Source organism: Nitratireductor sp. StC3 (genome assembly GCF_003015025.1).
Lineage (GTDB): Bacteria > Pseudomonadota > Alphaproteobacteria > Rhizobiales > Rhizobiaceae > Mangrovimarina > Mangrovimarina alexandrii.
In genome coordinates, this window is sequence record NZ_PYBP01000005.1 from 242,893 (window position 1) to 267,489 (window position 24,597).

General features: G+C 65.2%; 22 protein-coding genes. 14 read left to right on the plus strand and 8 right to left on the minus strand.

Annotation, left to right across the window (positions count from 1 at the left end; genetic code table 11):
* Positions 1-77 precede the first annotated feature (77 nt).
* The 13 genes from C7T96_RS12940 (at position 78) to C7T96_RS13000 (ending at position 17,022) form a co-directional block, all read left to right on the plus strand.
* The gene (locus C7T96_RS12940; RefSeq protein WP_245414138.1) at positions 78-2,621 is read left to right on the plus strand and encodes a mechanosensitive ion channel family protein; all 2,544 of its coding nucleotides are present in this window, start codon (positions 78-80) and stop codon (positions 2,619-2,621) included.
* A gap of 159 nt (positions 2,622-2,780) precedes the next feature.
* A complete protein-coding gene (locus C7T96_RS12945; RefSeq protein ID WP_106571646.1) occupies positions 2,781-3,044 on the plus strand; it encodes a hypothetical protein in 264 nt (87 codons plus the stop codon).
* 212 nt (positions 3,045-3,256) lie between these two features.
* Complete coding sequence (locus C7T96_RS12950) at positions 3,257-4,690, plus strand: UbiA family prenyltransferase (RefSeq protein WP_106571647.1); 1,434 nt, start codon at positions 3,257-3,259, stop codon at positions 4,688-4,690.
* Positions 4,687-6,036, plus strand: a complete 1,350-nt coding sequence (locus tag C7T96_RS12955) for an FAD-binding oxidoreductase (RefSeq protein WP_106571648.1) — start codon at positions 4,687-4,689, stop codon at positions 6,034-6,036. Before C7T96_RS12950 ends, C7T96_RS12955 begins: the two co-directional genes overlap by 4 nt.
* A 120-nt stretch (positions 6,037-6,156) precedes the next feature.
* Complete coding sequence (locus C7T96_RS12960) at positions 6,157-6,588, plus strand: transporter (RefSeq protein WP_106571649.1); 432 nt, start codon at positions 6,157-6,159, stop codon at positions 6,586-6,588.
* Complete coding sequence (locus C7T96_RS12965; RefSeq protein ID WP_106571650.1) at positions 6,585-7,592, plus strand: NAD(P)-dependent oxidoreductase; 1,008 nt, start codon at positions 6,585-6,587, stop codon at positions 7,590-7,592. The genes C7T96_RS12960 and C7T96_RS12965 overlap by 4 nt, the downstream gene beginning before the upstream one ends.
* A gap of 11 nt (positions 7,593-7,603) precedes the next feature.
* Entirely contained in the window at positions 7,604-9,076 is a 1,473-nt protein-coding gene (locus tag C7T96_RS12970; RefSeq protein ID WP_106571651.1) for an aspartate aminotransferase family protein, read from the plus strand.
* A 29-nt stretch (positions 9,077-9,105) separates the two neighbouring features.
* A complete protein-coding gene (locus tag C7T96_RS12975) occupies positions 9,106-10,302 on the plus strand; it encodes a hypothetical protein (RefSeq protein WP_106571652.1) in 1,197 nt (398 codons plus the stop codon).
* 182 nt (positions 10,303-10,484) lie between these two features.
* The gene (locus tag C7T96_RS12980; RefSeq protein ID WP_106571653.1) at positions 10,485-11,234 is read left to right on the plus strand and encodes a F0F1 ATP synthase subunit A; all 750 of its coding nucleotides are present in this window, start codon (positions 10,485-10,487) and stop codon (positions 11,232-11,234) included.
* 139 nt (positions 11,235-11,373) lie between these two features.
* Positions 11,374-12,432: a hypothetical protein gene (locus C7T96_RS12985; RefSeq protein ID WP_127598947.1), complete on the plus strand. Its 1,059-nt coding sequence runs from the start codon at positions 11,374-11,376 to the stop codon at positions 12,430-12,432.
* Between the two features lie 167 nt (positions 12,433-12,599).
* Positions 12,600-15,161, plus strand: a complete 2,562-nt coding sequence (locus C7T96_RS12990; RefSeq protein ID WP_106571655.1) for an FAD-dependent oxidoreductase — start codon at positions 12,600-12,602, stop codon at positions 15,159-15,161.
* 125 nt (positions 15,162-15,286) lie between these two features.
* On the plus strand, positions 15,287-16,111 hold the full coding sequence (locus C7T96_RS12995) for a DUF1194 domain-containing protein (RefSeq protein ID WP_106571656.1): 825 nt from the start codon (positions 15,287-15,289) through the stop codon (positions 16,109-16,111).
* Entirely contained in the window at positions 16,111-17,022 is a 912-nt protein-coding gene (locus C7T96_RS13000) for a DUF1194 domain-containing protein (RefSeq protein WP_245414139.1), read from the plus strand. The genes C7T96_RS12995 and C7T96_RS13000 overlap by 1 nt, the downstream gene beginning before the upstream one ends.
* Before the next feature lie 93 nt (positions 17,023-17,115).
* On the opposite strand, the gene C7T96_RS13005 is transcribed toward C7T96_RS13000, so the two are convergent.
* From C7T96_RS13005 to C7T96_RS24070, 5 genes are all read right to left on the minus strand, one after another.
* Complete coding sequence (locus tag C7T96_RS13005) at positions 17,116-18,126, minus strand: GlxA family transcriptional regulator (RefSeq protein ID WP_106571838.1); 1,011 nt, start codon at positions 18,124-18,126, stop codon at positions 17,116-17,118.
* Between the two features lie 252 nt (positions 18,127-18,378).
* The gene (locus C7T96_RS24215) at positions 18,379-18,519 is read right to left on the minus strand and encodes a hypothetical protein (RefSeq protein ID WP_164749847.1); all 141 of its coding nucleotides are present in this window, start codon (positions 18,517-18,519) and stop codon (positions 18,379-18,381) included.
* Positions 18,520-18,736: 217 nt separating this feature from the next.
* Positions 18,737-18,871: a hypothetical protein gene (locus C7T96_RS24485; protein ID WP_280951738.1), complete on the minus strand. Its 135-nt coding sequence runs from the start codon at positions 18,869-18,871 to the stop codon at positions 18,737-18,739.
* Positions 18,872-18,951: 80 nt separating this feature from the next.
* A complete protein-coding gene (locus tag C7T96_RS13010) occupies positions 18,952-19,140 on the minus strand; it encodes a hypothetical protein (RefSeq protein ID WP_106571657.1) in 189 nt (62 codons plus the stop codon).
* A 64-nt stretch (positions 19,141-19,204) separates the two neighbouring features.
* Positions 19,205-19,360 carry a hypothetical protein gene (locus C7T96_RS24070; RefSeq protein ID WP_158264361.1) on the minus strand — a complete coding sequence of 52 codons (156 nt, stop codon included), beginning with the start codon at positions 19,358-19,360 and terminating at the stop codon, positions 19,205-19,207.
* Between the two features lie 118 nt (positions 19,361-19,478).
* Between C7T96_RS24070 and C7T96_RS13015 the strand changes: the two genes are divergently transcribed.
* Entirely contained in the window at positions 19,479-20,378 is a 900-nt protein-coding gene (locus C7T96_RS13015) for a LysR substrate-binding domain-containing protein (protein ID WP_106571658.1), read from the plus strand.
* Here the strand turns inward: C7T96_RS13015 and C7T96_RS13020 are convergent.
* The 3 genes from C7T96_RS13020 to C7T96_RS13030 all read right to left on the minus strand — a co-directional run bounded on the left by C7T96_RS13020 (position 20,356) and on the right by C7T96_RS13030 (position 24,591).
* Positions 20,356-21,300 carry an alpha/beta hydrolase gene (locus C7T96_RS13020; protein WP_106571659.1) on the minus strand — a complete coding sequence of 315 codons (945 nt, stop codon included), beginning with the start codon at positions 21,298-21,300 and terminating at the stop codon, positions 20,356-20,358. The genes C7T96_RS13015 and C7T96_RS13020 overlap by 23 nt on opposite strands.
* An 82-nt stretch (positions 21,301-21,382) precedes the next feature.
* Positions 21,383-23,452 (minus strand): ASKHA domain-containing protein, encoded by a 2,070-nt coding sequence (locus tag C7T96_RS13025; protein WP_199190475.1) that lies wholly within the window; start codon positions 23,450-23,452, stop codon positions 21,383-21,385.
* Between the two features lie 170 nt (positions 23,453-23,622).
* Complete coding sequence (locus C7T96_RS13030) at positions 23,623-24,591, minus strand: methyltetrahydrofolate cobalamin methyltransferase (RefSeq protein ID WP_106571661.1); 969 nt, start codon at positions 24,589-24,591, stop codon at positions 23,623-23,625.
* Positions 24,592-24,597: the final 6 nt, after the last annotated feature.

The following is a 24,597-nucleotide window of genomic DNA, read 5'->3' on the forward strand; positions in this document are numbered from 1 at the left end:
GCGGACCGGCTTGCCCCATCGCGGCCGCCTTACTAATGATGGAGCCGAAGCCGATGGCCCGTGGGCGGAAGCAGCGCGTGAATTTATCCTTTTTTCGACTTGTCCGACTTTTTCTCGTTGTGGCGGGGCTGGCGCTTGCGGCCGCCAGCGTGGCGCTCGCCCCCGCGCGCGCCCAGACCGAGACGTCCACCACGGCAGCCGGCGACAGCCTGCTCGACCGGCAACGTGCCGCGATCGAAGCGCTGATGGAGCGGGGCGAAAACCTGCAGCGGCTGGTCGAGCAGAACGCGACCGACGATGCCCGGCTGGTCGAATTGCGGCTCGAGCTGGAGGACCTGGCGGCCGCGTTTCTGGAGGCGGGCGTCGAGTTCCGCCCGCGCCTCAACGAGATCAATCTGCGTCTGGACACGCTGGGGCCGGTGCCGGGTGAGGATCAGCCGCCGGAGCCGGAGATCGTCGCCGAGGAGCGGGCGGCGCTGGTGCAGGAAAAGGCCGAGATCAACGCGCTGCTCGGGCGCGCGGAGAGCGAATCGCTCAGGGTCAACCGGCTGATCGACCAGATCAGCGCCATGCGCCGCGACCTGTTCACCGACACGCTGTCGAAACGCTACGACATCGTTTCCGCATTGAGCCCCGGCACGCTCGACGATCTGGTTGCCGAGGCCCACGACCTCTACCGGGCATTCGCGTCCTGGCTGCGTTTCGTCACCACCTTCAAATGGCAGTCGGTGCTGATCGCGACCCTTCTGGCCATGGCGGCGGCAGGGCTGATCCTGTTCGTCGGCAACCGGTTCTTTTCGGGTATGGTGGAGGTCGACGAGGACCATCCCGCGCCAACCTATCTGTCGCGAATTTCCGTCGCCTTCTGGTCGACGCTTCTGCCGTCGGCCTCGCTGGCGGTGTTTTTCGGCGCCAGCTACTTCTTCTTCGATTATTTTAACGTGTTGCGCTCGGACATCGCCGCGATGCTGTCGACCTTCGCCCAGGTCGCGGTGATCGTGTTCTTCGTCAACCGGCTGGCGCGCGCGGCGTTGTCGCCGGGCCGACCCGACTGGCGGCTGCTTCCGGTCGATTCGAAATCCGCCTTCCGCCTGTTCTGGCTCGCCTGGATGACGGCGGTGACCAACGGCCTCGACGTGGCGATGAACAAGATCAACCAGGTGATGGGCTCGCCGCTGTCGCTGACGATCGCCAAAAGCCTGATCGCCACGGTGATCGTCGGCGTGCTGGTGACGCTGATCGGGCTCGTGCGCCCGGCGCGCGGCGAGGAGGATACGCAGGGCCGGCCGCGGCTGACGCTGCTCAACTATTTCTTTCTCGCGCTCGGCATCGGCACCACGGTGGCGGCGATACTGGGTTATATCGGTTTTGCGCGTTTCCTGTCGAAGCAGATCGTCATCACCGGCGCGATCGGGGCGACGATGTATATCGGCTTCCTGTCGGCGAGCGCGATTTCGCGCGAGGGCGCCTTCATCGATACCGCCCTCGGGCGTTTCGTGCGCCGGCGTTTCCTGCTCGAGGACGGCTCGCTCGACCAGCTCGGTCTCGTCGCCAGCGTGTGCACGAATATCCTGATCGTGGCCGTCGGCGTGCCGCTGATCCTGCTGCAATGGGGATTCCAGTGGGGCGACATCACCAGCTGGGCCTACAGGCTCGCCAACGAGATCACGATCGGCTCGGTCTCGTTCTCGCTGATCGGCATCCTGACCGGCGTCCTGGTGTTCGCGCTCGGCTATTTCCTGACACGCGGCTTTCAGGGCTGGCTCGACGGCTCGGTGCTGACGCGCGGGCGCGTGGACGCCGGCGTGCGCAACTCCATCCGCACGGCGGTCGGCTATGCCGGCATCGCGATCGCGGCGCTGATCGGCGTTTCTGCGGCCGGCATCAATCTGTCCAATCTCGCACTGGTCGCCGGCGCCTTGTCGCTGGGGATCGGCTTCGGACTGCAGAACATCGTGTCGAACTTCGTCTCCGGCCTGATCCTGCTCGCCGAACGTCCGTTCAAGGCGGGCGACTGGATCGAGGCCGGCGCGGTGACCGGCACCGTCAAGCGCATCAGTGTGCGCGCGACCGAGATCGAGACCTTCCAGCGCCAGACGGTGATCCTGCCCAATTCCGACCTGATCAACGCCGCCGTCGGCAACTGGACCCACCGCAACAAGCTCGGCCGCGTCGAAATCCGCATCGGTGTCGCCTACGGCTCCGACGTCAAGCGCGTCCACGACATCCTGCTGGAGATCGGCCGCGGCCATCCGCTGGTTCTGAAAAATCCGGAACCGTTCGTGTTTTTCGCAGATTTCGGCGCGTCGTCGCTGGATTTCGAGCTCAGGCTCTATCTGTCCGACATTTTGAGCGGGCTTTCGGTGCAAAACGAAATCCGGTTCCAGATCGTGGAGGCCTTCGAGCGCGAAGGCATCGAAATTCCGTTTCCGCAGCGCGACATCCACATCAAGAGCGGGCCGGGCGCTTTGGGAAGCGCCGCGCCGCCGGCCGAGGCGCCCAGGACCGCGCCGGCGGCAAAAGAGGTGCCGGAGGCGCCGGCCGCCGAGGCCGAACCGGCCGCAAAGGAGACCACGCCGAGGCGCCGCCGCCGCCGGCGCGCCGTCGATCCCGACAGTTGAGGCCGGGCCCGGGTCGCGATCACGCCGGGTCCAGCGGCAATCGGGCCTAATCGCGACGTTCAGTTGCCGTTCAGCATGGAAGCCCTATACACTGGGTCAAAAGCCGAGCTTCGGCTCGTCGAACCCCACAAGAGGCGGTGGAAACACCGGATCCGACAGATGAAACGACCCATGATGATCCTTGCAGCCCTGCTTGTCGCGGGCGGACCGGCCTTCGCCGCCAGCATCGTCAACCGCGATTCGGAACCGCGTACGGTGATCGTCACCGAAGGCGGCACACAGAGCGAGCTCGTTCTGGCGGGCGGCGAAACGGTGCAGTTCTGCCCCAATGGCTGTTTCGTCACCATGCCGAACGGCGACCGCGAGGCGCTGACCGGCACCGAGGCGGTCGAGATAAGCGGCGGGCGCGGGCGTATCCGCTAGCCGCCTGCGCCATCATCGCAGCACGGGGCCGGGCCTTTGTCCGGCCTTTTATCTTTTCGGCTAACCGCCTGTTAAGCCTGGGTTTCGAAAAGCCGCCCGGCGCGGGCGACTTCGCGGCCCGGATTCAGCTTTTTGTAGGGCAACTGCGGCTAGACCTTCGCCAGACGGCGCACCTGAAGACCGGTGTGCCCTGCTTGTGAAGGTTGCTCGATATGGATGCTCGCGCCGACCGAACCGCCATCCCGCTTGCCGTCGACCTCGACGGCACGCTGATCGCGACGGACCTGTTGTGGGAAGGGCTTTTCCTGCTGCTGCGCCAGCACCCGCTCGCCTTCCTCCTGGTGCCGTTCTGGCTGCTGGGCGGTCCCGCGCGGCTCAAGAACGAGATCGCGGCGCGCGTCGACATCGATCCGGCGAGCCTGCCTTACCGCGCGGCGGTGACGGCGCGGCTGGCGGAGGAAAAGGCGGCCGGGCGCCGCATCATCCTGGCGACCGGCACGCCGCGCAAATTCGCCGCCGCGATCGCCGCGCATCTGGGCCTGTTCGACGACGTTCTGGCGACCGAGGGCGGGGTCAATTTGACCTCGTCGCGCAAGCGGGCGCGGCTTGTCGAGATTTTCGGCGATGGCGGGTTCGACTATGTCGGCAACAGCCGTCATGACCTGCGGGTGTTCGGTGCCGCCCGCGAATCGATCGTGGTCGCGCCCGATCGCGCGGCCGCGCGCTGGCAGGCCGCCCATGGTTGCGAGCTCGTGCCCGGCGAGCGGCCGGACCTGCGCGCCGTCGTCAAGATGCTGCGCGTGCATCAATGGCTGAAGAACACGCTGATCGCGGTGCCGATGGTGCTGTCGCACGAATATCTCAACATCGAGATGGTCGTGGCCTGCCTGATCGCCTTCTTCTCCTTCAGCACCGCCGCCTCGGCGATCTACATCATCAACGATTTCTTCGATCTGGCGCTGGACCGCAAACATCCCACCAAGCGCAACCGGCCGTTCGCGTCCGGGCGACTGTCGATCCCGTTCGGCCTTGCCAGCATCGTCGTCCTGCTGGCGACCAGCGCGGTGCTGGCGGCGCTGCTGGATCCGCAGTTCTGGCTGGTTCTGGCGGGGTATCTGGTCGCCACAACCGCCTATTCGGTGTCGCTCAAGCGCATGCTCCTGATCGACGTGCTGACGCTCGCCGGCCTCTACACCATGCGTATCCTCGGCGGCGCGGCGGCCACGGGAACCGACGTCTCGTTCTGGCTGCTCGCCTTCTCGATCTTCTTCTTCCTGTCGCTGGCGCTGGTCAAACGCTTCGTCGAACTCGACGATGGCGAGCTGGAGCGCGGCGTGCGCCTGGCCGGACGCGGCTATCGGGCCGAGGATATCGACATTATCGGCCAGTCCGGTGTCGCCTCGGGGTTCGCGGCGGTGCTGGTGCTTGCGCTCTACATCGATTCCGGCAGCGTGCGCGAACTCTACGGCGAGCCGTGGATGGTGTGGCCGCTGGCGCCGATCGTGCTTTACATCATCATGCGCATCTGGGTTCTGGCGCGCCGCGGCGAGATGCACGAGGACCCGGTGGTGTTCATCATCCGCGACTGGCGCAGCCAGCTCGTCGCCGGTTTCGGGGCGATGCTGCTGGTGGCGGCCAGCCTATGATGGAAAACGGCCTGCAGAGTTTCGGCCGGCCGAACGCCGCCCGGCAATCGGCGCTGCCGCTCGATGAAGCGGCCGGGCTTCTGGCGTCCGGAAAGGCGGCGGCGGAAAGCCTGCTCGCCTTCGGCAACGGCCGCAGCTACGGCGACACCTGCCTCAACAGTCATGGCCGGCTGGTCGATATGCGCCCGGCCGCGCGCATCCTGGCGTTCGATCCCGAAACCGGCATTCTGGAGGCCGAAGCCGGCGTGCTCCTGGCCGACATCATCGCCTATGCCGCCCCGTACGGTTTTCTGCCGCCGGTTCTGCCGGGCACGCAGTGGGTGACGCTGGGCGGCGCGATCGCCAACGACATTCACGGCAAGAACCACCATCGCCGCGGCACGTTCGGCAGCCATGTCGAGGCGCTTAGCCTGCTGCGCTCCGACGGACGCGCGCTCACATGCCGCGCCGACGCGAATGCCGATCTTTTTCGCGCCACGATTGGCGGAATGGGCATGACCGGGCTGATCACCGGGGCCTCGATCCGACTGATGCGGGTTGGTGCGCTCGACATCGAGCAGAAGGTGCGCCCCTTCGACCGGCTCGACGACTATTTCGCGCTGGCCGAGGCGGCCGACGCGGCCAACGAATACGCGGTTGCCTGGATCGATCAGCTCGCCGCTGGCGCCAAGGCGGGGCGGGGGCTTTTGTTGACCGGCAATCACGCCGACAGCGGGACGCTGCGCTACGAGGTGCGCCGGGCGCGGCTGAAAGTGCCGTTCCAGCCGCCGCTCAATCTGCTCAACCGGCCGGCGCTTAAGCTGTTCAACGCGGCCTACCGGGCCAAGACGGCGCGCGGCAGCGGGCGGGTCGGCGCGCGCGGTTTCTTCTTTCCGCTCGACGGCGTGGCCGACTGGAACCGGCTTTATGGGCCGCGCGGACTGCACCAGCACCAAAGCGCCATTCCCACCGATACGGCGCGCGAGGCGGTTCCGGCCCTGCTGGCGGCGGCGCGCCGGGCCGGCCAGGGCTCGTTCCTGACCGTGCTCAAGCGGTTCGGCGATCAGCCGTCGCCGGGGCTGATGTCGTTCCCGCGCCCCGGCTACACGCTGACGCTCGACTTTCCCGATCTCGGCGCGCGCACCCTGTCCTTGCTCGCAGAGCTCGACCGCATCACCGTTTCGGCCGGTGGCGCGGTCAATCCCTACAAACACGCCTTGATGACGCCGGAGGTCTTTTCGGCCTCGTTTCCGGCCTGGCGGCAGGTCGAGGCGCTGCGCGACCCCGCTTTCATGTCGGATTTCTGGCGGCGCACGGTGACCGACGGCCTGGCTGCCGCCGAACCGGCTCGAACGGCTGCGGAATAGATAAAATTGGAAATAAATATGGTTATCAATAAGTATATTTGATTTTCATTCAGAAAAATAAATGAGATTCACGATTATTTCTTATTTTGATATTATGTCGAGCGTGAATGTGGTGGTGACATGAAATATATCGGCTTCATACTGTTTACGGTGATGACCAATGCTGCGGCCCAGCTCATGCTGAAACACGGCATGATGACGCTGGGGCCGCTCTCCTTCGCCGGCGTCAATCCGATCCTGAAGATCCTGCAGATCGTGTTCAGCCCGTGGGTGTTTTTCGGGCTGCTGACCTTCGTGATCTCGATGGCGTCGCATCTGTTCGTGCTGTCGAAGGTGGAGCTGTCCTTCGCCTATCCCTTCCTGAGCCTGGCTTACGTCGCGGTGGCGGTGTTTGCCTATTTCGTCTTCCGCGAGGATTTGAACGCGCTCAGGATCGCCGGCATCGCCTTCATCTGCGTCGGCACCGTGCTGATCGCCCAGAGCGGGCGCACGCACGACGCGCCGGCCGCCGCTTCTTCCCCGACCGTTCAGACCAGCGAGTTGACCCGATGAGACATGTGATTTTCGGCGGCGACGGATTCGTCGGCCGCCATCTTGCCCCGAAACTTCTGGCCGAGGGCCAGGAGGTGATCGTCGCCGATATCGTGCGCAGCGAGCTGCCCCATTACGGCCAGGCGCAGTTCGTGCATTGCGACGTCACCGACAAGGCCTCGGTCGCCGCGGTCGGGCTGAAGGCCGACGACATGGTCTACAACCTGTCGGCCAAGATGCTGTCGCCGATCCAGGTGCGGGCCAAGCGGCACGATTTCTTCTGGCCGGTCAATTACCACGGCACCGAAAACATCATCCAGGAAATGGATGTGAAGGGGTGCGGGCGGCTGGTGCATTTCACCACCGACATGATCTACGGCCATACATTCGTGTGGCCGCAGACCGAGGACCATCCGGCCAACCCGCTCGGCGAATACGGGCTGTCGAAGCTCAAGACCGAGGAACTCGCCGCCGAATGGCGCGCGCGCGGCATGAGGATATCGCTGTTCAGGCCGCGGCTGATCATCGGGCCGGGCCGGCTCGGTATTCTGGAAAAACTGTTCAAGCTGGTCGACCTCAACCTGCCGGTGCCGATGATCGGCTCGGGTAGGAACCCGTACCAGTTCATCTCGGTGTTCGATTGCGCCGAGGCGGCCAGGCTCGGCTGGAAGGCGGGCGTGCCCAACGAGGCCTATAATCTTGGCTCGCTCAACCCGCCGCCGGTGCGCAAGCTGCTCGGCGACCTGGTTCGCCACGCCGGATCGAAATCCTTTCTGCTGCCGACGCCCGGCTGGGCGGTCAAGCGCACGCTCGACTTTCTCGACCTGATCAATCTGCCGCTGATGGATCCCGAGCAATATCTGATCGCCGACGAGATGTGCGTGCTCGACGTGTCGAAGGGCGAGCGCGAGCTGGGCTGGGTGCCCGCATACAACGATGGCGACATGCTGATCGCCGCCTATGACGAATATCGCGCCAAGCGCGAGGGACGCGCCGTGCCCGCAACCCTGCAGCCGGCGGAATGAGGGATAGACAGATGACCGTGATGGCAAAGCCCGAAATCAAGACTGCGCGCGCCGTGGTGGACGCGCCCGAACTCGCCCCGGCAAAACTGCCCAAGCCGGACCTTTTGTCGGTCGAGGACGCCAAGGCGCTCGACGTGCCGCGCATGACGGAATTGTTCAAGGCGCATCTCAATCCCGGCCAGCTTCATTTCATGAAGCTGCTCGGCTTCCACAAGGTGAAGATCGAGCGCGCCGAGGGCATGTATTATGTCGACCAGAACGGTCGTAAGATCCTCGACTTCTTCGGCGGGTTCGGATCGCTCGCCTTCGGCCACAACCATCCGCGCCTGCTCGAGGCGCGCAAGAAATTCCAGGACGAGAAGCGCCACGAGATCGCGATCGCCTTCATGTCGCAATACGCTGCCGCGTTCGCGCACAATCTCGCGCAGTGCTCGCCCGGCGATCTCGACATGGTGTTTTTGGGCTCGTCCGGATCGGAGGCGATGGAAGCCGCTGTCAAGCTCGCCGAGCGCGCGGCCGGTCCCAAGCGACCGAAGATGGTCTATGCGGAAAATTCCTTCCACGGCAAGACCAAGGGCGTTCTGGCGATCACCGACGGCCAGCTCTACCGCGCCGACTTCCGCCTGCCGGGCGACAATGTGCGCGTCCCGTTCGGCGATATCGACGCGATCGAGCGCGCCTTCCGGTCCGATCCGGAGATCGGCACCATCGTGCTGGAGACGGTCCAGGGCGGCGGCGGCATCGTTCAGGCGCCGGCCGAATTCTGGGTCAAGCTCAGGGCGTTGTGCGATCAGTACGGGGTGATCTGGGTCGCCGACGAGGTGCAGTGCGGCTTCGGGCGCACCGGCCGCTTCTACGCCTTCGAGCATTACGGCGTCGTGCCCGACATCACCGCGCTTGCCAAGTCGCTCGGCGGCGGCAAGACGGCGATGGCGGCGATGATCGCCCGCCGCGAAATCTACATGAAGGCCTACGGCACGCCGAAGACGGCGATGATCCACGCCGCGGCCACCTTCGGCGGCATCGGCGAGGCGTCGATCACCGCGATCGAGGCGATGAACATCCTTTACGACGAGGGCCTGATCGACAATGCCGCCGACACCGGCGCCTATCTGCTCGAAAGGCTGAACGCGCTGAAGGACAAATATCCCAAGATCATCAAGGATGTGCGGGGCAGGGGTTTCATGGTCGGCCTGGAATTCCAGGATTTTTCGCAGACCCTGCCGATGGTGCTGCGGCCGCTGGTCGGCGTGCTCGACGACAAGCTCAAGGGCTCTCTGTCGGGCTTCGTCGGCGCGCTGCTTTTGCGCGACCACGACGTTCTGGTCGCCTTCACGGAATATAACCGCAACGTCATCCGGCTCGAGCCGCCGCTGATTTGCGGCCGCGAGCATGTCGATGCCTTCGTCGACGCGCTCGACAGCCTGCTCGGGCGCGGCATCGTCGCGATCGTGAAGGATTTCGTGAAAAGCCAGATGTCCTGAGGACGCTGAAAGGGGCGGGGAGTTTCGAGATGAACACAGCGCAACGGGCCGAGCGCAGCAGCCTGATCGGCTGGGCGCTCACCACGCCGGTCGTGGGGGCGCTGCTCGGCCGGATCGCGACCAAGACGATCTTCGACAGGCTGGCGGCCGTCTTCATGGTGGCCGTCATCCTGGGGACGGCGCTTTATGCCTGGGTGCGGCCCGACTACAATTGGGACATGGTCGCCTATGTCGCCTCCGCGCTCGAAAACCGGCATACGGAGGCGGCGGAGCTGCATCGCGAAACCTGGGCGGTGATCGAGCCCGGCGCGCGCGAATCGCAGCTCTACCACCTGAAATTCAGCAATCCGTACAATTTGAACCAGTGGGAAAATCCCGAGGACTTCCAGTCACAACTGTCGATGTACCGGGTCAAGGTCGCCTATGTGGCGCTGCTGCGCTGGCTCGAACCGCTCACCGGGCTGGCGACGGGCTCGATCCTGTTGTCGATCCTGCCGTCGATCGGGGTCGGATTGTTGTGCCTGTGGTGGCTGGGGCGCAACGACGCCTGGCAGGCGGCGCTGTTTGCGATGCCGTTTTTGCTGGTGGCCGACTACACCCATATGACCACCGCTGTCACGCCCGACATGCTTCTGGCGCTGGTCTCGCTGGCGGCGATCCTGCTTCTGGCCTCGGGGCGCGATCTGCCCGCCTACGGGCTGCTGTTCGCGTCGGTGCTGATCCGGCCGGACAATATCGTTCTGGTGTTCGCGCTGTTGATCGCGGCGGTGCTGTTTCGCTGGCGCGCCCTGCCGATGCTGGCCACCTTCGCGGTCTCGCTTTTGACCGTCATCCTGGTCCAGAAACAGGGCGGCCATCCGGGCTGGTGGGCGCATTTCTATTTTTCCTGCGTCCAGATCCAGAATTCGATGGCCGGCTTCGCGCCCGACTTCTCGATCGTCGATTTCGTTCGCGGCTATGTGCGCGGCGTGCTCGTGGCGCTGATGCACAATGACTGGCCGGGCCTGTTGCTGGTGCTTGTGGCGGCCTGGGCGCTGCTGGCGCGCGCCGGGCGTATGACGCCGCGCACCAACATGCTCATGTTCGCGCTGGCGATCGGCACGCTGGGCAAGTTCGCCAGTTTCCCGCTGCCCGACGACCGGTTCTATTTCGTCTTCACCGGCGGCATGGTCGTGCTTCTGGCGGCGTGCTGGCGGCCGCGCTTCGACCTGTCGCCGGACCGGTAGTTTCGCCGGCCGGCCGACGGAACCCGCAAACCGATCGAAGGCCGCGCCCGTTGCGGCCTTTTTTCCTTGCGGCGAAAGACGGTTGACAGGCGCGGCCTGCCGGTTATGAAGCGAACCGCGCGGGACGACCCGCGCCTTCGACGATCAATACGGGACGGCCCGCAGCTCTCAAGGAGGGTCCCGTGGCTGGTCCCATCGAGCAATTTGACATCGATCCGATCGTCAGCTTCGGCGCGATCGGCGGTTATGAGATAGCCTTCACCAATTCCGCCGCCTACATGATCCTGGCGGCCGTCCTGGCCGGCGGCTTCGTGCTGCTTGGCACGCGCAAGCGGGGCATGGTGCCCGATCGCTGGCAATCCTCCGTCGAGCTGGTCCACGACTTCGTTTCCAAGACGCTCCGCGACAATGCGGGCGAAGAGGGCATGCGGTTCTTTCCGCTGGTGTTTTGCCTGTTCCTGTTCATTCTGACGGCCAATCTCGTCGGCATGGTTCCTTACGCCTTTACCGTGACCAGCCATATCGTGGTGACGTTTGCGCTGGCGATGCTGGTGTTTGCGACCGTGACCGTCTACGGCCTGTGGCGCCACGGGTTCGGCTTTTTCCGCCTGTTCCTGCCTTCCGGCGTTCCCTTGGCCCTGGCGCCGATCGTGGTGCCGATCGAAATCATCTCCTATGTCTCGCGTCCCGTCAGCCACGCGGTGCGGCTGTTCGCGGTGATGCTGGCCGGCCATATCACATTGAAAGTGTTTGCCGGCTTCGTGGTCGGTCTTGCCGGGTTGGGCACGGTCGGCGCGGTGGCGGCGCTGTTGCCGCTGCTGATGACGGTGGCGTTGACCGCCCTGGAACTGCTGATGTCGGTGATCCAGGCTTATGTCTTCACCATGCTGACCTGCATGTATCTCAACGACGCGCTGCACCCCGGTCACTAGCGAGGTGGTGCCGGTTCCTGAGACAACGCCGGCCTGTACCAACACATCTGTTAAAGCGGGCCCTTTCCTTGCGCGCCGGCGCGGTTAATCTGCGCCGTGGCAGATAACGATGCGCAGATGGGGAGTGGGGAAATTGACTTTGAATGCGGGTGTTGTGCGGCTTTGCGTGGCGATCTTGATGGCGATGTCGCTTTCGGTCGGGCATGCCGCCTCGAAGACGGACAAGCTCGTCGCGCAGTTCAAGCAATATATGCGCGACAAGGATTACGAGTCGGCCGAGCTTCTCGTAAAAGCCGGCGTGATGGCCGATCCGCAGGTGATCGAGACCTTCAAGGCGAGCTGTTTTTTCGCCGAGCTTCTGGTGCGCAACAGCGAGCTGGCCGTCGATGTGGAGGAAGCGCGCAGGATCGCCGGAATTCTCGGCCGGATCGAACCTCTGTCGATGGTGAGAACGCACGATTCGGGCTGTACCGGCGCGGCCGAGGTTATTTTGAGCGGACTGTTCCAATCCTCGCGCGCGACCGTGGACGGCGACAACGGGTTCGTGCGCTTCCTGACCGAGGCGGGCTTCGATTTCGACCCGCCGCCGGTCCTGGCGAGCGCGCTGCTTTACGAACTGGTACGCCTGGCGCCGAATGATCTGGGAAGCGATATCGAACGGATTTTGCTCGACATCGCCGAGGAACGCGGGATCAAGGTGACGCCCGGCAATGCCGGCAGCCTCGGCAATCTGGTGATCGCCGCTCTCAACAGGATGGTGGAAAACCGCCAGGCGACGGTCGATTATTTCTTCGGCGAGACACCGCTCGGACGCTATGCCGAAAGCGGCATCAAAAACGAACGCGGGGAAATCCTGTTCGATTCCTTTGCCAATTTCGTCGGCGGATTGGGAGCCGCCGAGCATGCTTATCAAAGTGCGCGGGTTCAGGATGCGCGGGTGTTCACGATCCCGGCAGGCTATTATTGCGCCAACGCGGGCAAATATTACCCGAACCGGTTGGAGGACGGGAGCTGGGATCCGCTGGTTTTTGTGCTTGGCCTCTACAATCCGGCCAATGCCGAGCTGGCGGTGGAAAGCTGCCAGGCGTTGCTGGGGCAGCTTGTTGCGGACCATCCCAACCTCGAAGACGCCGTCAAGAGCCTGGCGGCCGAGGGCAAGCTGGAAGAAATGCAATGGGTGCTCCAGCAGGCACGCTGAGCAAGCTTCGGCCGGCGAGGCGGTGCCGGGCGCGCGCATGACGCAGGCGTTCCCGCGCCGGCGGAATGCGGCGTCGCGGGCCGTTTGGCTTGTGTCGCAAACAGGCTGCAATCGCGCCCGTACGGCGACTTATAGTCCGCCTCCGAAGCTTCCGGAGGCGTGGGCAGATGACAGAATTTCCGCAACGGGCCAAGGTCGTGATCGTCGGACTGGGCGGCATTGTCGGTGCCTCGGTCGCCCATCATCTGATCGAGCGCGGATGGGACGACATCGTCGGCATCGACATGTCCGGCATCCCCACCGACATCGGCTCGACGGCGCATGCGTCGGATTTCTGCTATGCGACCAGCCACGATTTCCTGTCGTGCTGGACCACGCTCTACTCGATCGATTTCTACGACCGGATGGGCCATTACGCCCGCGTCGGCGGGCTTGAGGTCGCGCGCACCGGCGACGACGCGCGCATGGACGAGATCCGGCGTAAGGTCGCCTCGGCCAAGGCTTTCGGCACACGCGCCCATCTGGTCGACCCCGCGGAGATCAAGCGGAAATTCCCGTTGATCGAGGAGGAGATGGTTCAGGGCGGCCTGTGGGATCCCGACGCCGGTCTCGTCATCCCGCGCTCGCAGACGGTGGCCGGCAAGCTGGTCGACCAGGGGGTGGCGGCCGGCAAGCTCAAGGCGTTCGCCAACACGCCGGCAACCGGGCTCGTGGTCGAGGACGGCCGGATCCGGGGCGTGGAAACCGCGCGCGGCACCATCCTGGCCGATCATGTGGTGGTGTGCGCGGGGCTGTGGGGGCGGCTGGTGGCGGAGATGGTGGGCGAGGACCTGCCGGTGATGCCGATCGACCATCCGCTGACCTTCTTCGGCCCGTATCGGGAGTTCGCCGGTACCGGCAAGGAGATCGGCTGGCCGCTGATGCGCGACCAGGGCAATTCGGCCTATATGCGCGATACCGGCGACCCGACGAGCTCGGAAGGCGGCATGATCGAGTGGGGCTATTACGAAGAAAAGACGCCGCGCCTGTGCCATCCGCGCGAGCTTCAGTCGAAGGAACAGGCGCGGCTGTCGCCCTCGCAGCGCGATCTCGATATCGAGCAGATCATGGAACCGCTTGAGCGCGCGATCGAACTGACGCCGATCCTGGGCGAACTCGGTTACGAGGAAAAGCGCTCCTTCAACGGCCTGTTGCAGGTCACCAGCGACGGCGGCCCCTCGATCGGCGAGAGCCAGAAGGCGAGGGGGCTGTGGTACGCCGTCGCCATCTGGGTAAAGGACGGGCCGGGCATGGGCAAGCTGATTGCCGACTGGATGACGGACGGGCGCACCCATATCGACCATCACGCCATCGATTACGCGCGGTTTTATCCGCACCAGATGGAAGAAGGCTTTATTGTCGAGCGCTGCACCGAGACGGCGATGAAGGTCTACAATCCGGCCGTGCATCCGCGCGAGCCGTTTTCCAAGGCGCGCAATCTACGCCGGTCGCCGTTCCACGCACGCGAGGTCGAACTCGGCGGCCATTTCATGGAGCTGGGCGGCTGGGAACGCGCGCACGGTTACGCCGCCAACGCACATCTTGTGGAAAAATACGCCGACCGCGTGCCGGTGCGCGAAAACGAATGGGACAATCGCCATTTCTGGCGCGTCTCCAACGCCGAACATCTGGAAATGAGCGAGAATTGCGGCATCGTGAACCTGTCGCATTTCGCCATTTACGATGTCGAGGGGCCGGACCATGTCGCGCTGATGGAGTGGCTGTGCGCGGCCAGGATCGGCGGCGACGCCAATGTCGGCAAGGGCATCTACACCCATTTCCTCGACGAGGAAGGCATGGTGCGCGCCGATTTGACGGTGATCCGCATGGCCGACCGGTGCAGGGTGGTGGACGGGGCCGATGCCGGCCCGCGCGACTTCCACTATATGCGGCGGACGGCGCAGGAGCGCGGGCTCGACGTCACCATCGCCGACGTGACGGAACGCTACGTCACGATCGGCATCTGGGGACCGAACGCGCGCGTTACGCTGCAAAAGGCGGTCGAGGATCCCGACGCGCTCAGCCCGCAGAATTTTCCCTTCGCCGCCATTCGGCCGGTGCGGATCGCCGGCAAGGACGTCACCGCGTTCCGGCTCTCTTATGTCGGCGAGCAGGGCTGGGAACTGCATATGGCCTACGAGGACGGGCTCGCGGTCTGGGACGCGCTCAGGGCGACCGGGGTGATGGCGTTCGGCGTGGAAACCTATGCCAATTCGCGGCGCATGGAAAAAAGCCTGCGGCTGCAGAATGCCGATCTCCTGACCGAGTACAATCTCTACGAGGCCGACCTTGCCCGCCCGAAGGTCAAGGAGGCCGATTTCTGCGGCAAGGCGAAACATCTCGACTATCGCGCCCGCGACCATCAGCCGGCGATGCTGTGCACGCTGGTTATGACCGACAATGTCGATCCGGCCGGCGTGGCGCGCTATCCGGTCGGCATCATGCCGGTGATCGATCCCGAGACCGGCGAGACGCTGGTCGACGCGCTCGGACGGCGCTCCTTCACGACCTCGGTCGCCTACGGCCCGACGATCGGCAAGAACATTGCGCTTGCCTATCTGCCGTGGGCCTATTGCCAGGAGGGACGACGGCTGGCGGTGGAGTATTTTGGCGAAACCTACCCGGTCGAGGTCGCCGCCGTCGGCTACAAGCCGCTCTACGACCCGGAAAACCTCAAGCCGCGCAGTTAGGGCATCCGTTTCGGTCAAGGCAGGGCAGGCGCCCGGCCGGCGCGGTCGCGTAAAAGTGAAAGCCCGGCCCCGCTATCGCCGGGCCGCTCGCTTTCCTGTCGCCGCGATTGCCCTATCATGGCGACATGTCGGTTGTCTGGACCCCGTTGGCCGGACTGGTGTTGGCGGCGCTGGTGCTTGGCGCGCCGGGGAAGGGCGCGTTCGCCGGCCAAGACGTTGCGGTCGTCGATGTCGAGCTGGTGCTGGCCGTCGACGTGTCGAGCTCGATGACGGCCGACGAACTCGCGCTGCAACGGCAAGGCTATATCGCCGCGCTCCGCTCGCCGGAGGTGCTGCGGGCGATCGAAAGCGGTCGATACGGTCGCGTGGCGCTGACCTATGTGGAGTGGGGCGCATCGAATTCGCGCCGTGTCGTGGTGCCGTGGACCCTGGTCGACGGTGCCGCCCGGGCCGAGCATGTCGCGACGCTGCTGGAGCAGGCGCCGGTGCGCAATCTGTTCCAGACCTCGATATCCGGCGCGATCCGCCATTCCATGCGCGCCTTCGCCACGAGCGGCTTTCGCGGCCTGCGCCGCATCATCGACATTTCCGGCGACGGCCCCAACAATCAGGGCGGCATGGTCGCGGCATGGCGCGACATCGCGGTCGAAAACGGCATCACCATCAACGGCTTGCCGATCATTCTCGAAGGCCGCGCCTTCGGCGACGAGACGATCGCGCTTTTGGAAGACTATTATTCGCACTGCGTCATCGGCGGGCCACGCGCGTTTTTGTTGCCGGTGCGCAGTTGGGACCATTTCGCCGAAGCGGTGCGCTGGAAGCTGGTGCTTGAATTGTCGCATTTCGCCGTTCCGGTTCAAACGGTCGCCGGCCGGACCGGCATGGCCGACGCGGCCGGCGTGGATTGCCTGATCGGCGAGAAGATCTGGAGCGGGATGGAGCAGGATTGATGGTCTGGACGAGGCGCAGATCGCAGCGGGCCGCGATGCCGGCGCTGAGCGTGGTGCTGGCATTGATCGGGGCGGCCGCCTTCGCCCTGGCCGGTCCGGTGGGCGCCTGGGCGGGCAGCGGCGGCGAGGGCGACGAGGTGGTCGATGTCGAACTGGTGCTGGCCGTCGACGTGTCGCTGTCGATGTCGCCGAGCGAACTCGATATCCAGCGCGAGGGCTATGTGGCCGCGCTCGTGCACGAGCAGGTCTTGGCCGCGATCCGCAGCGGCCTGCACGGCAAGATCGCGGTGACCTATTTCGAATGGGCCGGCGAGACCAGCCAGCGTCTCGTCGTGCCGTGGACACGCATCGCCTCGCGGGCGGACGCGGAAGCCTTCGTGGCGCTGTTGACGGCGACGCCGGCCAGGAGCGCGCGCCGCACCTCGATCTCCAGCGGGTTGCTCTTTGCCGAAAGCCTGTTCGAAAACAATGGTTTCAGGGGAATGAAACGGGTTATCGACGTGTCGGGCGACGGTCCCAACAATCAGGGGCCGCCGGTCGATGAAGCCCGCGACGGGCTGGTGGCGCGCGGCATCGTCGTCAACGGATTGCCGCTGATGACCAATAGCGGCATGACCACCCGCTTCGACCTGCCCGATCTCGATCGCTATTACGCGCATTGTGTGATCGGCGGGCCGGGGTCGTTCGTCATCCCGGTGACCGAATGGTCGCATTTTCCCGAAACGATCCGACGCAAGCTGGTGCTGGAACTGGCCGGCCGGCCGCCGAACCGGACGCGGCCGTCTTCCGATCGCGCCGCGCGGGTGGTCACGGTCGCCGTGCGCCCGGCGCAGGCGCCGGCCGGCGGCTATGATTGCCTGATCGGCGAAAAAATGTGGCAGGATCGGCAAAGGTTCTGGAACGAGAACTGACGCCGCCGGGCGTCATGGCGCCCGTGCCAATTGCCGCCCGGGGAGCGACCTGCCGCAGTCGAACCGCGTCCGGCCTTGCCGCCGCGTGCGGGGTCAGGCGGCAAGCAGGCTCTTGCGGTCGTTGCGCTCCTGCTGCGGCGAGCGGGCGTAAAGTTCGCGATAGCATTTGGAGAAATGCGAGGCCGACACGAAACCGCAAGCCACCGCCACCTCGACCACCGGCATGGAGGACTGGATCAGCAGGTGACGGGCCCGGTCGAGGCGGATTTCGAGATAATAGCGCGCCGGCGAACGGCCCATCTCCTGGCGGAACAGCCGCTCGATCTGGCGTCGCGACAGGTCGACGCCGTCGGCGATCTCGACCAGCGACAGCGGCTCGGACAGATTGGCTTCCATCAGTTCGATGATCGACAGCACCTTGGCGTTCTGCACGCCGAGCCGCGCGCGCAGCGGCAGGCGCTGGCGGTCGGTGGGGCTGCGCACCCGGTCGGTCAGCACCTGCTCGCAGATGCGGTTGACGAGCCCGTCATCGAAATCGTCGCCGACCAGCTTGAGCATCATGTCGAGCGCGGCCGTGCCGCCCGCGCAGGTATGCAGGTTCTGGTCGATTTCGAACAGGTCGGCGATCACGTTCGCCTTGGGGAAACGCTCGGAGAAACCGGGCAGATTTTCCCAGTGAATGGCGCAGCGGCGGTTGGACAGCAGTCCCGCGGCCGCCAGGATATAGGCGCCGGTGCACAGGCCGCCGATCGCCACGCCGCGATTGGCTTCCTCGCGCAACCAGGCGAAGGTCGACTTGTTGGTGTAGTTCTCGACATTGACGCCGCTGCACACGACGACCATGGACGGCCGCTCGGGGCCCGACATCTTGCGCCGCTCGTCGTCGAGCGAGGTGTCGACGGCGCATTCGATCTGACACGAGGCCTTGACCGGCCTGCCGTCCACGCTGGCCAGGCGCCAGCGATAGGCCTCGTAGCCGAGCATGCGGTTGGCCGCACGCAACGGCTCGACCGCCGTCGCGAAGGCGAGCATCGTGAAATCGGGGACCAGGAAGAAGACGATGGACCTTTTGACGGTGCCCCTGATGCTCACATCGGCCCCCATGACAATCCTGTGTTCCATCGGCGCGGCTGCGTCGCCGTCATCAAACTGTCGTCTCGAAATGTAGGGCCTGTCAACGGCTTCGAACGGCTCGACCATGAATATTTTGGTGGCCTCGATTCCATCCCGACCCAAAGCGGCCGATGCGTCGCCGCCGCCTGTCCGTGTTTTACGAAAAACGCCCGTCCGGAAATTGCCGGAGCGGGCGTGTTTTCGATCATGGTACGGGCGGCTGCGCCCGCAGGAATTTCGGCGTCAGTTGACGATGTAACCGAGGCGCGACGCAGCCAGGGCGCCGGTCTGGCCGGGCATGGTCTTGCTCAGACGCTGGCGTTCGAAAACGGTGGTGAGGTTGCCGTTGCGGTGACCGGCGAACATGCGGGCGAAAAGCTTCATGACAGTTCTCCATACATTAGAGGTCGTACGGGTTTGCCTTCGCGCATTGGAGTGGGGCACCTCGCTTTGGCCGACATATAGGTATGGCCAGTCCGGCCCGCTACTGAAAATGCGAAGCGGACCATGCGAAATGCGACATCGGTCCATGGAAAAGCTGTTTTCGAAAATATAATGAAAACAATCTGTTAAAAGTATAGGCCGCCGCCATGCGCGTTTATCATGCGTGCCATGTCGTTTTTGCGCGGCTTGTGCCCTTCGCCGGTTGCCGGCGCGGGTCGCGCCCGGTGCGGGCGTGGTCCCAGATGGCGTCGAATTCGGCGAGGAAATCGCGCAGAACGGTCAGGGCACGCATCGTCTTGTCCTTGAAGAAACCGGGCGGAGGGGACGGCCGGTGCCCGGTCGGCGAAGCCGGCCGCCATTTTGGCGCCAATCTCACGAGCGCGGCAATTGCAGGAACCGCGGATCCTGGCGATTTTGGGCGGGATGCCCGCCGAGGTCGGGCCAGCCGATATCCTTCTGGATCTCGGGCGGCAGGGCGGCGATGATGCGCTCGTTGCGGTTCAACCTGCGCATTTGCATATAGGCGTGGACCATACGGCCGACGGTGCCGAACATGGACATGTCGATCTCCTTTTTTGAAACGGGTCGGGTCGATCGGGCGATCGCTCGCGCCGGGGTCGGGGCGTCAAGAACGCCGCCGCGCCAGGCGATGCGTAAACCGGTGATGCCAGCGAATCGGCTGCGGCGACGCCGCGCCGGGGCGCCGATCGGTCGTGTCGGTGTAGGCGCGGGCGATGGACAGACCTTCGACCAAATGCACGAATGCGGTTTGCGGCAACATTGTTCGTCTCCTTCGTTCCGGCGGCTCCTGCCGGTTTCGAACTTGACTATGGGAATGTTTTTCGCTTCACTCAAACGAAATGAAGTGAGGCATTGGTTCAATAAAACTGAAAGATGTCATGACCGCTCCCCTCAATCATCCCCTTCCGCTGCTCGAGCTGGACGTGCTGCGCACCTTCGTGGCGATCGCCGAGACGGGCAGCTTCACGATGGCGGCAAGCGCGGTATTCCGCACGCCATCGGCCGTGTCCATGCAGATCAAGAAGCTCGAGGAGACGCTCGGCCGCGCGGTCTTCACGCGGGATGCGCGCTCGGTGACCCTGACCAATGATGGCGAGTTGCTGCTCGGCTATGCGCGCCGGCTTCTGGCGATCAATCGCGAGGCGGTTTCCAAATTCATCGTCCCCGACATTACCGGCGTGGTACGTCTCGGCTCGCCGGACGACTATGGCGAGCGGGTGCTGCCTGCGGTGCTGCGGCGGTTTGCCGAAACCCATCCGGCGATCGCCGTCGACGTCACGATCGACCAGAGCGTGAATCTGAAACGGCGCATGGCCGAGCGCCAGCTCGACATCATCATCATCACCTGTTGCGCGAAGACGGCGCCGGAAGAGGCGGAAATTCTTCTGACCGAGCCGGTGGTGTGGGGCGGTGCGCGCGGCGGTTCGGCGCATCTGCGCGAGCCGCTGCCGGTGTCGCTGTGGGAGGAAGGCTGCATCTGGCGGGCCAATGCGCTCGACGCGCTCAGCACGCAGGGCCGCAATTACCGCGTTGCCTATATGAGCGCGCATACGGCCGGCCAACGCGCCGCGATCCTGGCCGACCTTGCCGTGGCGCCTCTGCCCCGGTCCTTCATCGGGGGCGACCTGGTGGCGCTCGGCCCCAAGGACGGCATGCCCGAGCTCAACGCCTACAATCTCGCCATGATGATCGCGCCGGAGGCGAGCGCGCCGGTGCGCGCGGCCGCCGACCATATTCGCGCGACCTTCGAGGCGTTCAAGACGACGGGGCGGTTTTGACCGGCGCCGGTTCCGCCTGGTGCGCCGCAAGCTGGTTGGACAGGAAGGCGACCATGCGATCGCGGGCCCGGCGCGCTTCCGGCATGTCGATCAGCGGCCAGACATGGAACATCTTTTCGCCGGTGACGAGGTCGATGTCGACGCCGGCGCCGCGGGCCTTGTCGACGAAAACCCGCGTGTCGGGATAAAGCAGGTCGCGCGTGCCGGAAAAGACGAGACTTGGCGGCAGGTCCGACAGATCGCCGTAAAGCGGGCTGATGCGCCAGTCGGCAAAGTCGAGGCCGGCCGCATAAAGCCGTACCGCCTCCAGCCCGCCTGCGATGTCGAGCCAGGGATCGTGCCGGGCGGCCGCCTCGACCTGCGGATTGGTCATGGTCATGTCGAGGCCGGGCGAAATCAGAAGATGCGCGGCGGGCAGGGGCAGGCCCTCCCGCGCGGCCATCATGGTCAGCACCAGCGCCATGTTGCCGCCGGCCGAATCGCCGGCAAACAGGATCGTGCGCGCCGGAACTTGCTGCAGCATTTGCCGATAGAGGCTCATTGCCATGCCGAACATGGCGTGAATGTCGTGTTCGGGAGCGAGCGGATAGATCGGCACGGTGATCCGGATCGCGAGCCGCTCGGCCAGTTCGGCGATCAGGTTCCAGTGAAACGGCGTGATCTCGAAACAATAGGCGCCGCCGTGGAAATAGACCAGCCGGCCTTCGCCGCGCGGTGCTGGCGGGGCGACCTCGTAGACGGGAAAGCCGTCGACCTGTCGCGTCTCGATCGCAAGCCTCTGGCGGATCGCCTGGGGCGGGCGGTGATCCTCCGTTTCGCGTGCGGCGGCGATGCGCTTGTGCAGCGCCGCGGCCGAGCGGAACGATTTCTTGCGGGTATGTTTGAGAACCAGCGCGACGAGGCGGCTTTTCAGGCTGGGCATATTGTTCTCCGCTCATATGCGCGGAAGTGAATGACGCCTGGGCGTCGCCGTCAAGCGCGGCGGCGATCGCTATAGAGGGCGCTCAGCCGCGCACACGGCGCGCGGCGCGCTCCTCGCGCGAACGCCGGCGCGGCGTAACCTGGCCGGGCTCGGCGTCGGAGGCGGGCTCCGCCTTCGGCGGCAGCGCGACCTGCGCGGCGAGCTTGGGGAAGGGGTCGACCTTGTTGGGCAGGGCCATGGCATGGATGAAGTGGTTCTGGAACCGCGGCTCGAGTGCGGTTTCGATCTTTTCGATGCGCCGCACCACCTCCTCGATCTCGCGGCGATAGTCGCGGTTGAGCAGCGCCATCAGCGCGCCGGTGCCGGCGGCGTTGCCGACCGCCTTGACCTCGGAAAGCTCGCAATCGGGGATCAGGCCAAGCACCATCGCGTATTTGGGGTCAATGAAGGAGCCGAAGGCGCCGGCGAAGCGGATCGTGTCGACATGGTCGATGCCGAGCTTTTCCATCAACAGGCGGATGCCGGCGTAGAGAGCGGCCTTGGCGAGTTGGACGGCGCGCACGTCGGTCTGGGTGATGAGAATGCGCTGCTTGCCCTCGTGCAGCACGTAGGACCAGGTTCGCCCGTCGGCGACGATGCGCGGGCTCTTTGCCGCCAGAGCGCCGTTGATGACGCCGTCCTCGGACATGATGCCGGCAAGATACATTTCGGCCACCACCTCGATGATGGCGGAGCCGCAGATCCCGGTGATGCCGAGCCGGGCTGCGTCGGCCTCGAAACCCGCGTCGTCGGACCACAGATCCGAGCCGATAATGGTGAAACGCGGCTCCAGCGTATCCTTGTCGATGCGCACGCGCTCGATGGCGCCGGGGGCGGCGCGCTGCCCGGAGGTGATTTCGGCCCCTTCGAAGGCGGGACCGGTCGGGGAGGAGGCGGCGACCACCCTCTGGCTGTTGCCGAGAACGATCTCGGCATTGGTTCCGACATCCACCATCAGCATCATGCGGTCCTGATGGTGCGGCTGTTCGGACAAGACGGCGCCGGCCGCGTCCGCCCCGACATGGCCTGCGATACACGGCAGCACGTAGACGCGCGCGCCGAAATTGATCGCCAGGCCGAGCTCGCTGCCCCAGCTGTGGACGGCGCCCGACACGGCGAGCGCGAACGGGGCCTGGCCCAGTTCGGTCGGGTCGATGCCCAAGAACAGATGGTGCATGATCGGATTGCCGACGAACACCGAATCGAGAATGTCGTCCTGGTCGACGCCGCCCTCCCGGCAGACCTTCTCGATCAACGCGTTGACGGCGCCGCGCACCGCCTTGGTCATGGCCACGCGCCCGTCCGGGTTCATCATCACATAGGAAACCCGGCTCATCAGGTCCTCGCCGAAGCGGATCTGCGGGTTCGACGTGCCCGAGGAGGCGGCGATGCGGCCCGACAGGAGCGACACCAGATGCATGGCGATGGTGGTCGAGCCGATGTCGCAGGCGATGCCGTAGGCCTCGTTGTGAAGACCGGGCCACAGCGCGATGATGGTGGGACGCGAGGACTCCAGGTCCTGGTGGATGGCGGCCGTCACGCCCCAATTGCCTTTGCGCAGGGTCGCCTGCACGGTCGGAATGATATGCTGGGAGACCAAGAGGTCCTCCCAGCCCCAGTCGCGCTCCAGCACCGCCTTCAAGCGGTCGAGATCGCCGAGCGGCTTGTGCATGTCCGGTTCGTCGACCTCGACGTAGCAAAGCTGCACCGCCGGGTTTCGCTCGATGGTGCGCTCGATCGGCGACTTGCGCACCACCTGGGCGTTGATGACCGTATCCTGGGGCACGTCGACGACCAGGTCGCCCTCGATGGTGGCCGAGCATGACAGGCGGCGGCCGTCGGCCAGGCCGCGTTTTTCCGCGTAGCGGCGCTCCTTGCCGCCCATGGCGGATATGTTGTCGAGCGAGGAGACGATCTTGTGCTTGGCGAACTGGCCTTCCTGCACCTCGATCTGGCAGCGGCCGCAGGTGGCGCGACCGCCGCACACGCTCTCGACATAGACGCCGAGCTCGCGTGCGGCGTCGAGGATCGGCGTGCCCTTGGGGAACCGCCCGCGCTTGCCGGACGGCATGAACAGCACCAGCGGATCCGTGAGGTTTGGCGGCGGGTTCATGAGCATCGATCCGTGTTCAAGGCGCGACTCGGGATCACCGGGTCACACTGTATGCCATGCCCGCCGCCGCGCTCCGACAGCGCGATCATTTCCGTCGGGCCGAAGGCGAAGCCTGCGTGACGTTGCGCATGCGATATTGCGGGGTGTGCGGACATGCGACTGCGCCCTTCCTATCCCCGCGCACCCATGCGCGCCTCGCGCCCGCCGCGGCGCCGGCCGCCCGAAGCGGCGCCTTCGCCGCCGCCGGCCGGTGCGGCGGCCGCGTTGCCGCCCTCGGCGGGTTTGTAGTCCTTGTAGGTCCTGATCCAGGTGGCGCAGTCCCTGTCTGTGCCGGCCAGCACGTTGGCGCCGCGCACGGCCTCCATCTCCTGCGGCCGGCAGGGGTTCATGATCGCCGAGGTCATGCCGGCGCCGATCACCATGGGGATGAAGGCGGCGTTGATGCCGTGGCGATGCGGCAGGCCGAAGGAGATGTTGGACAGGCCGCAGGTGGTGTTGACCTTCAGTTCCTCGCGCAGCCGGCGCAGCAAGGCGAAAACCTGCCGGCCGGCGTCGCCGAGCGCCCCGATCGGCATGACCAGCGGGTCGACGACGACGTCCTCGGCCTTGATGCCGTGATCCATGGCGCGCTCGACGATTTTCTTGGCGACGGCGAAACGCACGTCGGGATCCATGGAAATGCCGGTTTCGTCATTGGAGATCGCCACCACCGGCACGTCGTATTTCTTGACCAGCGGCAGGATCGCCTCGAGCTTTTCCTCCTCGCCGGTAACGGAATTGACCAGCGGCCGGCCCTTGGCGACCTGGAGCGCGGCCTCGATCGCGGCGGTCACGGAACTGTCGATCGACAGCGGCACGTCGACGAGATCCTGGACGATCTCAAGGGTCTGGACCAGCAGCGCCGGCTCGGTGGCGTTGGGGTCGACGGCGGTGACGCCGGCATTGACGTCGAGCATGGTCGCGCCGGCGGCGACCTGGGCGCGGGCGTCGCTGCGCACCGTGTCGAAATTGCCCTCGACCATCTCGGCCGCCAGTTTCTTGCGTCCGGTCGGATTGATGCGCTCGCCGATAACGCAGAACGGCTGGTCGAAGCCGATGACGATTTCCTTGCGTGCCGAAGCGACGATGGTGCGGGTCATGCTTGT

Coding starts and splice junctions, on each gene's coding strand:
- C7T96_RS12945 (WP_106571646.1), top strand. CDS start 2,781: ATGAAACGACCCATGATGATCCTTGCAGCCCTGCTTGTCGCGGGCGGA.
- C7T96_RS12950 (WP_106571647.1), top strand. CDS start 3,257: ATGGATGCTCGCGCCGACCGAACCGCCATCCCGCTTGCCGTCGACCTC.
- C7T96_RS12955 (WP_106571648.1), top strand. CDS start 4,687: ATGATGGAAAACGGCCTGCAGAGTTTCGGCCGGCCGAACGCCGCCCGG.
- C7T96_RS12960 (WP_106571649.1), top strand. CDS start 6,157: ATGAAATATATCGGCTTCATACTGTTTACGGTGATGACCAATGCTGCG.
- C7T96_RS12965 (WP_106571650.1), top strand. CDS start 6,585: ATGAGACATGTGATTTTCGGCGGCGACGGATTCGTCGGCCGCCATCTT.
- C7T96_RS12970 (WP_106571651.1), top strand. CDS start 7,604: ATGACCGTGATGGCAAAGCCCGAAATCAAGACTGCGCGCGCCGTGGTG.
- C7T96_RS12975 (WP_106571652.1), top strand. CDS start 9,106: ATGAACACAGCGCAACGGGCCGAGCGCAGCAGCCTGATCGGCTGGGCG.
- C7T96_RS12990 (WP_106571655.1), top strand. CDS start 12,600: ATGACAGAATTTCCGCAACGGGCCAAGGTCGTGATCGTCGGACTGGGC.
- C7T96_RS12995 (WP_106571656.1), top strand. CDS start 15,287: ATGTCGGTTGTCTGGACCCCGTTGGCCGGACTGGTGTTGGCGGCGCTG.
- C7T96_RS13000 (WP_245414139.1), top strand. CDS start 16,111: ATGGTCTGGACGAGGCGCAGATCGCAGCGGGCCGCGATGCCGGCGCTG.
- C7T96_RS13005 (WP_106571838.1), bottom strand. CDS start 18,126: ATGGGGGCCGATGTGAGCATCAGGGGCACCGTCAAAAGGTCCATCGTC.
- C7T96_RS24215 (WP_164749847.1), bottom strand. CDS start 18,519: ATGAAGCTTTTCGCCCGCATGTTCGCCGGTCACCGCAACGGCAACCTC.
- C7T96_RS24485 (WP_280951738.1), bottom strand. CDS start 18,871: ATGCGTGCCCTGACCGTTCTGCGCGATTTCCTCGCCGAATTCGACGCC.
- C7T96_RS13010 (WP_106571657.1), bottom strand. CDS start 19,140: ATGTCCATGTTCGGCACCGTCGGCCGTATGGTCCACGCCTATATGCAA.
- C7T96_RS24070 (WP_158264361.1), bottom strand. CDS start 19,360: ATGTTGCCGCAAACCGCATTCGTGCATTTGGTCGAAGGTCTGTCCATC.
- C7T96_RS13015 (WP_106571658.1), top strand. CDS start 19,479: ATGACCGCTCCCCTCAATCATCCCCTTCCGCTGCTCGAGCTGGACGTG.
- C7T96_RS13020 (WP_106571659.1), bottom strand. CDS start 21,300: ATGCCCAGCCTGAAAAGCCGCCTCGTCGCGCTGGTTCTCAAACATACC.
- C7T96_RS13025 (WP_199190475.1), bottom strand. CDS start 23,452: ATGAACCCGCCGCCAAACCTCACGGATCCGCTGGTGCTGTTCATGCCG.
- C7T96_RS13030 (WP_106571661.1), bottom strand. CDS start 24,591: ATGACCCGCACCATCGTCGCTTCGGCACGCAAGGAAATCGTCATCGGC.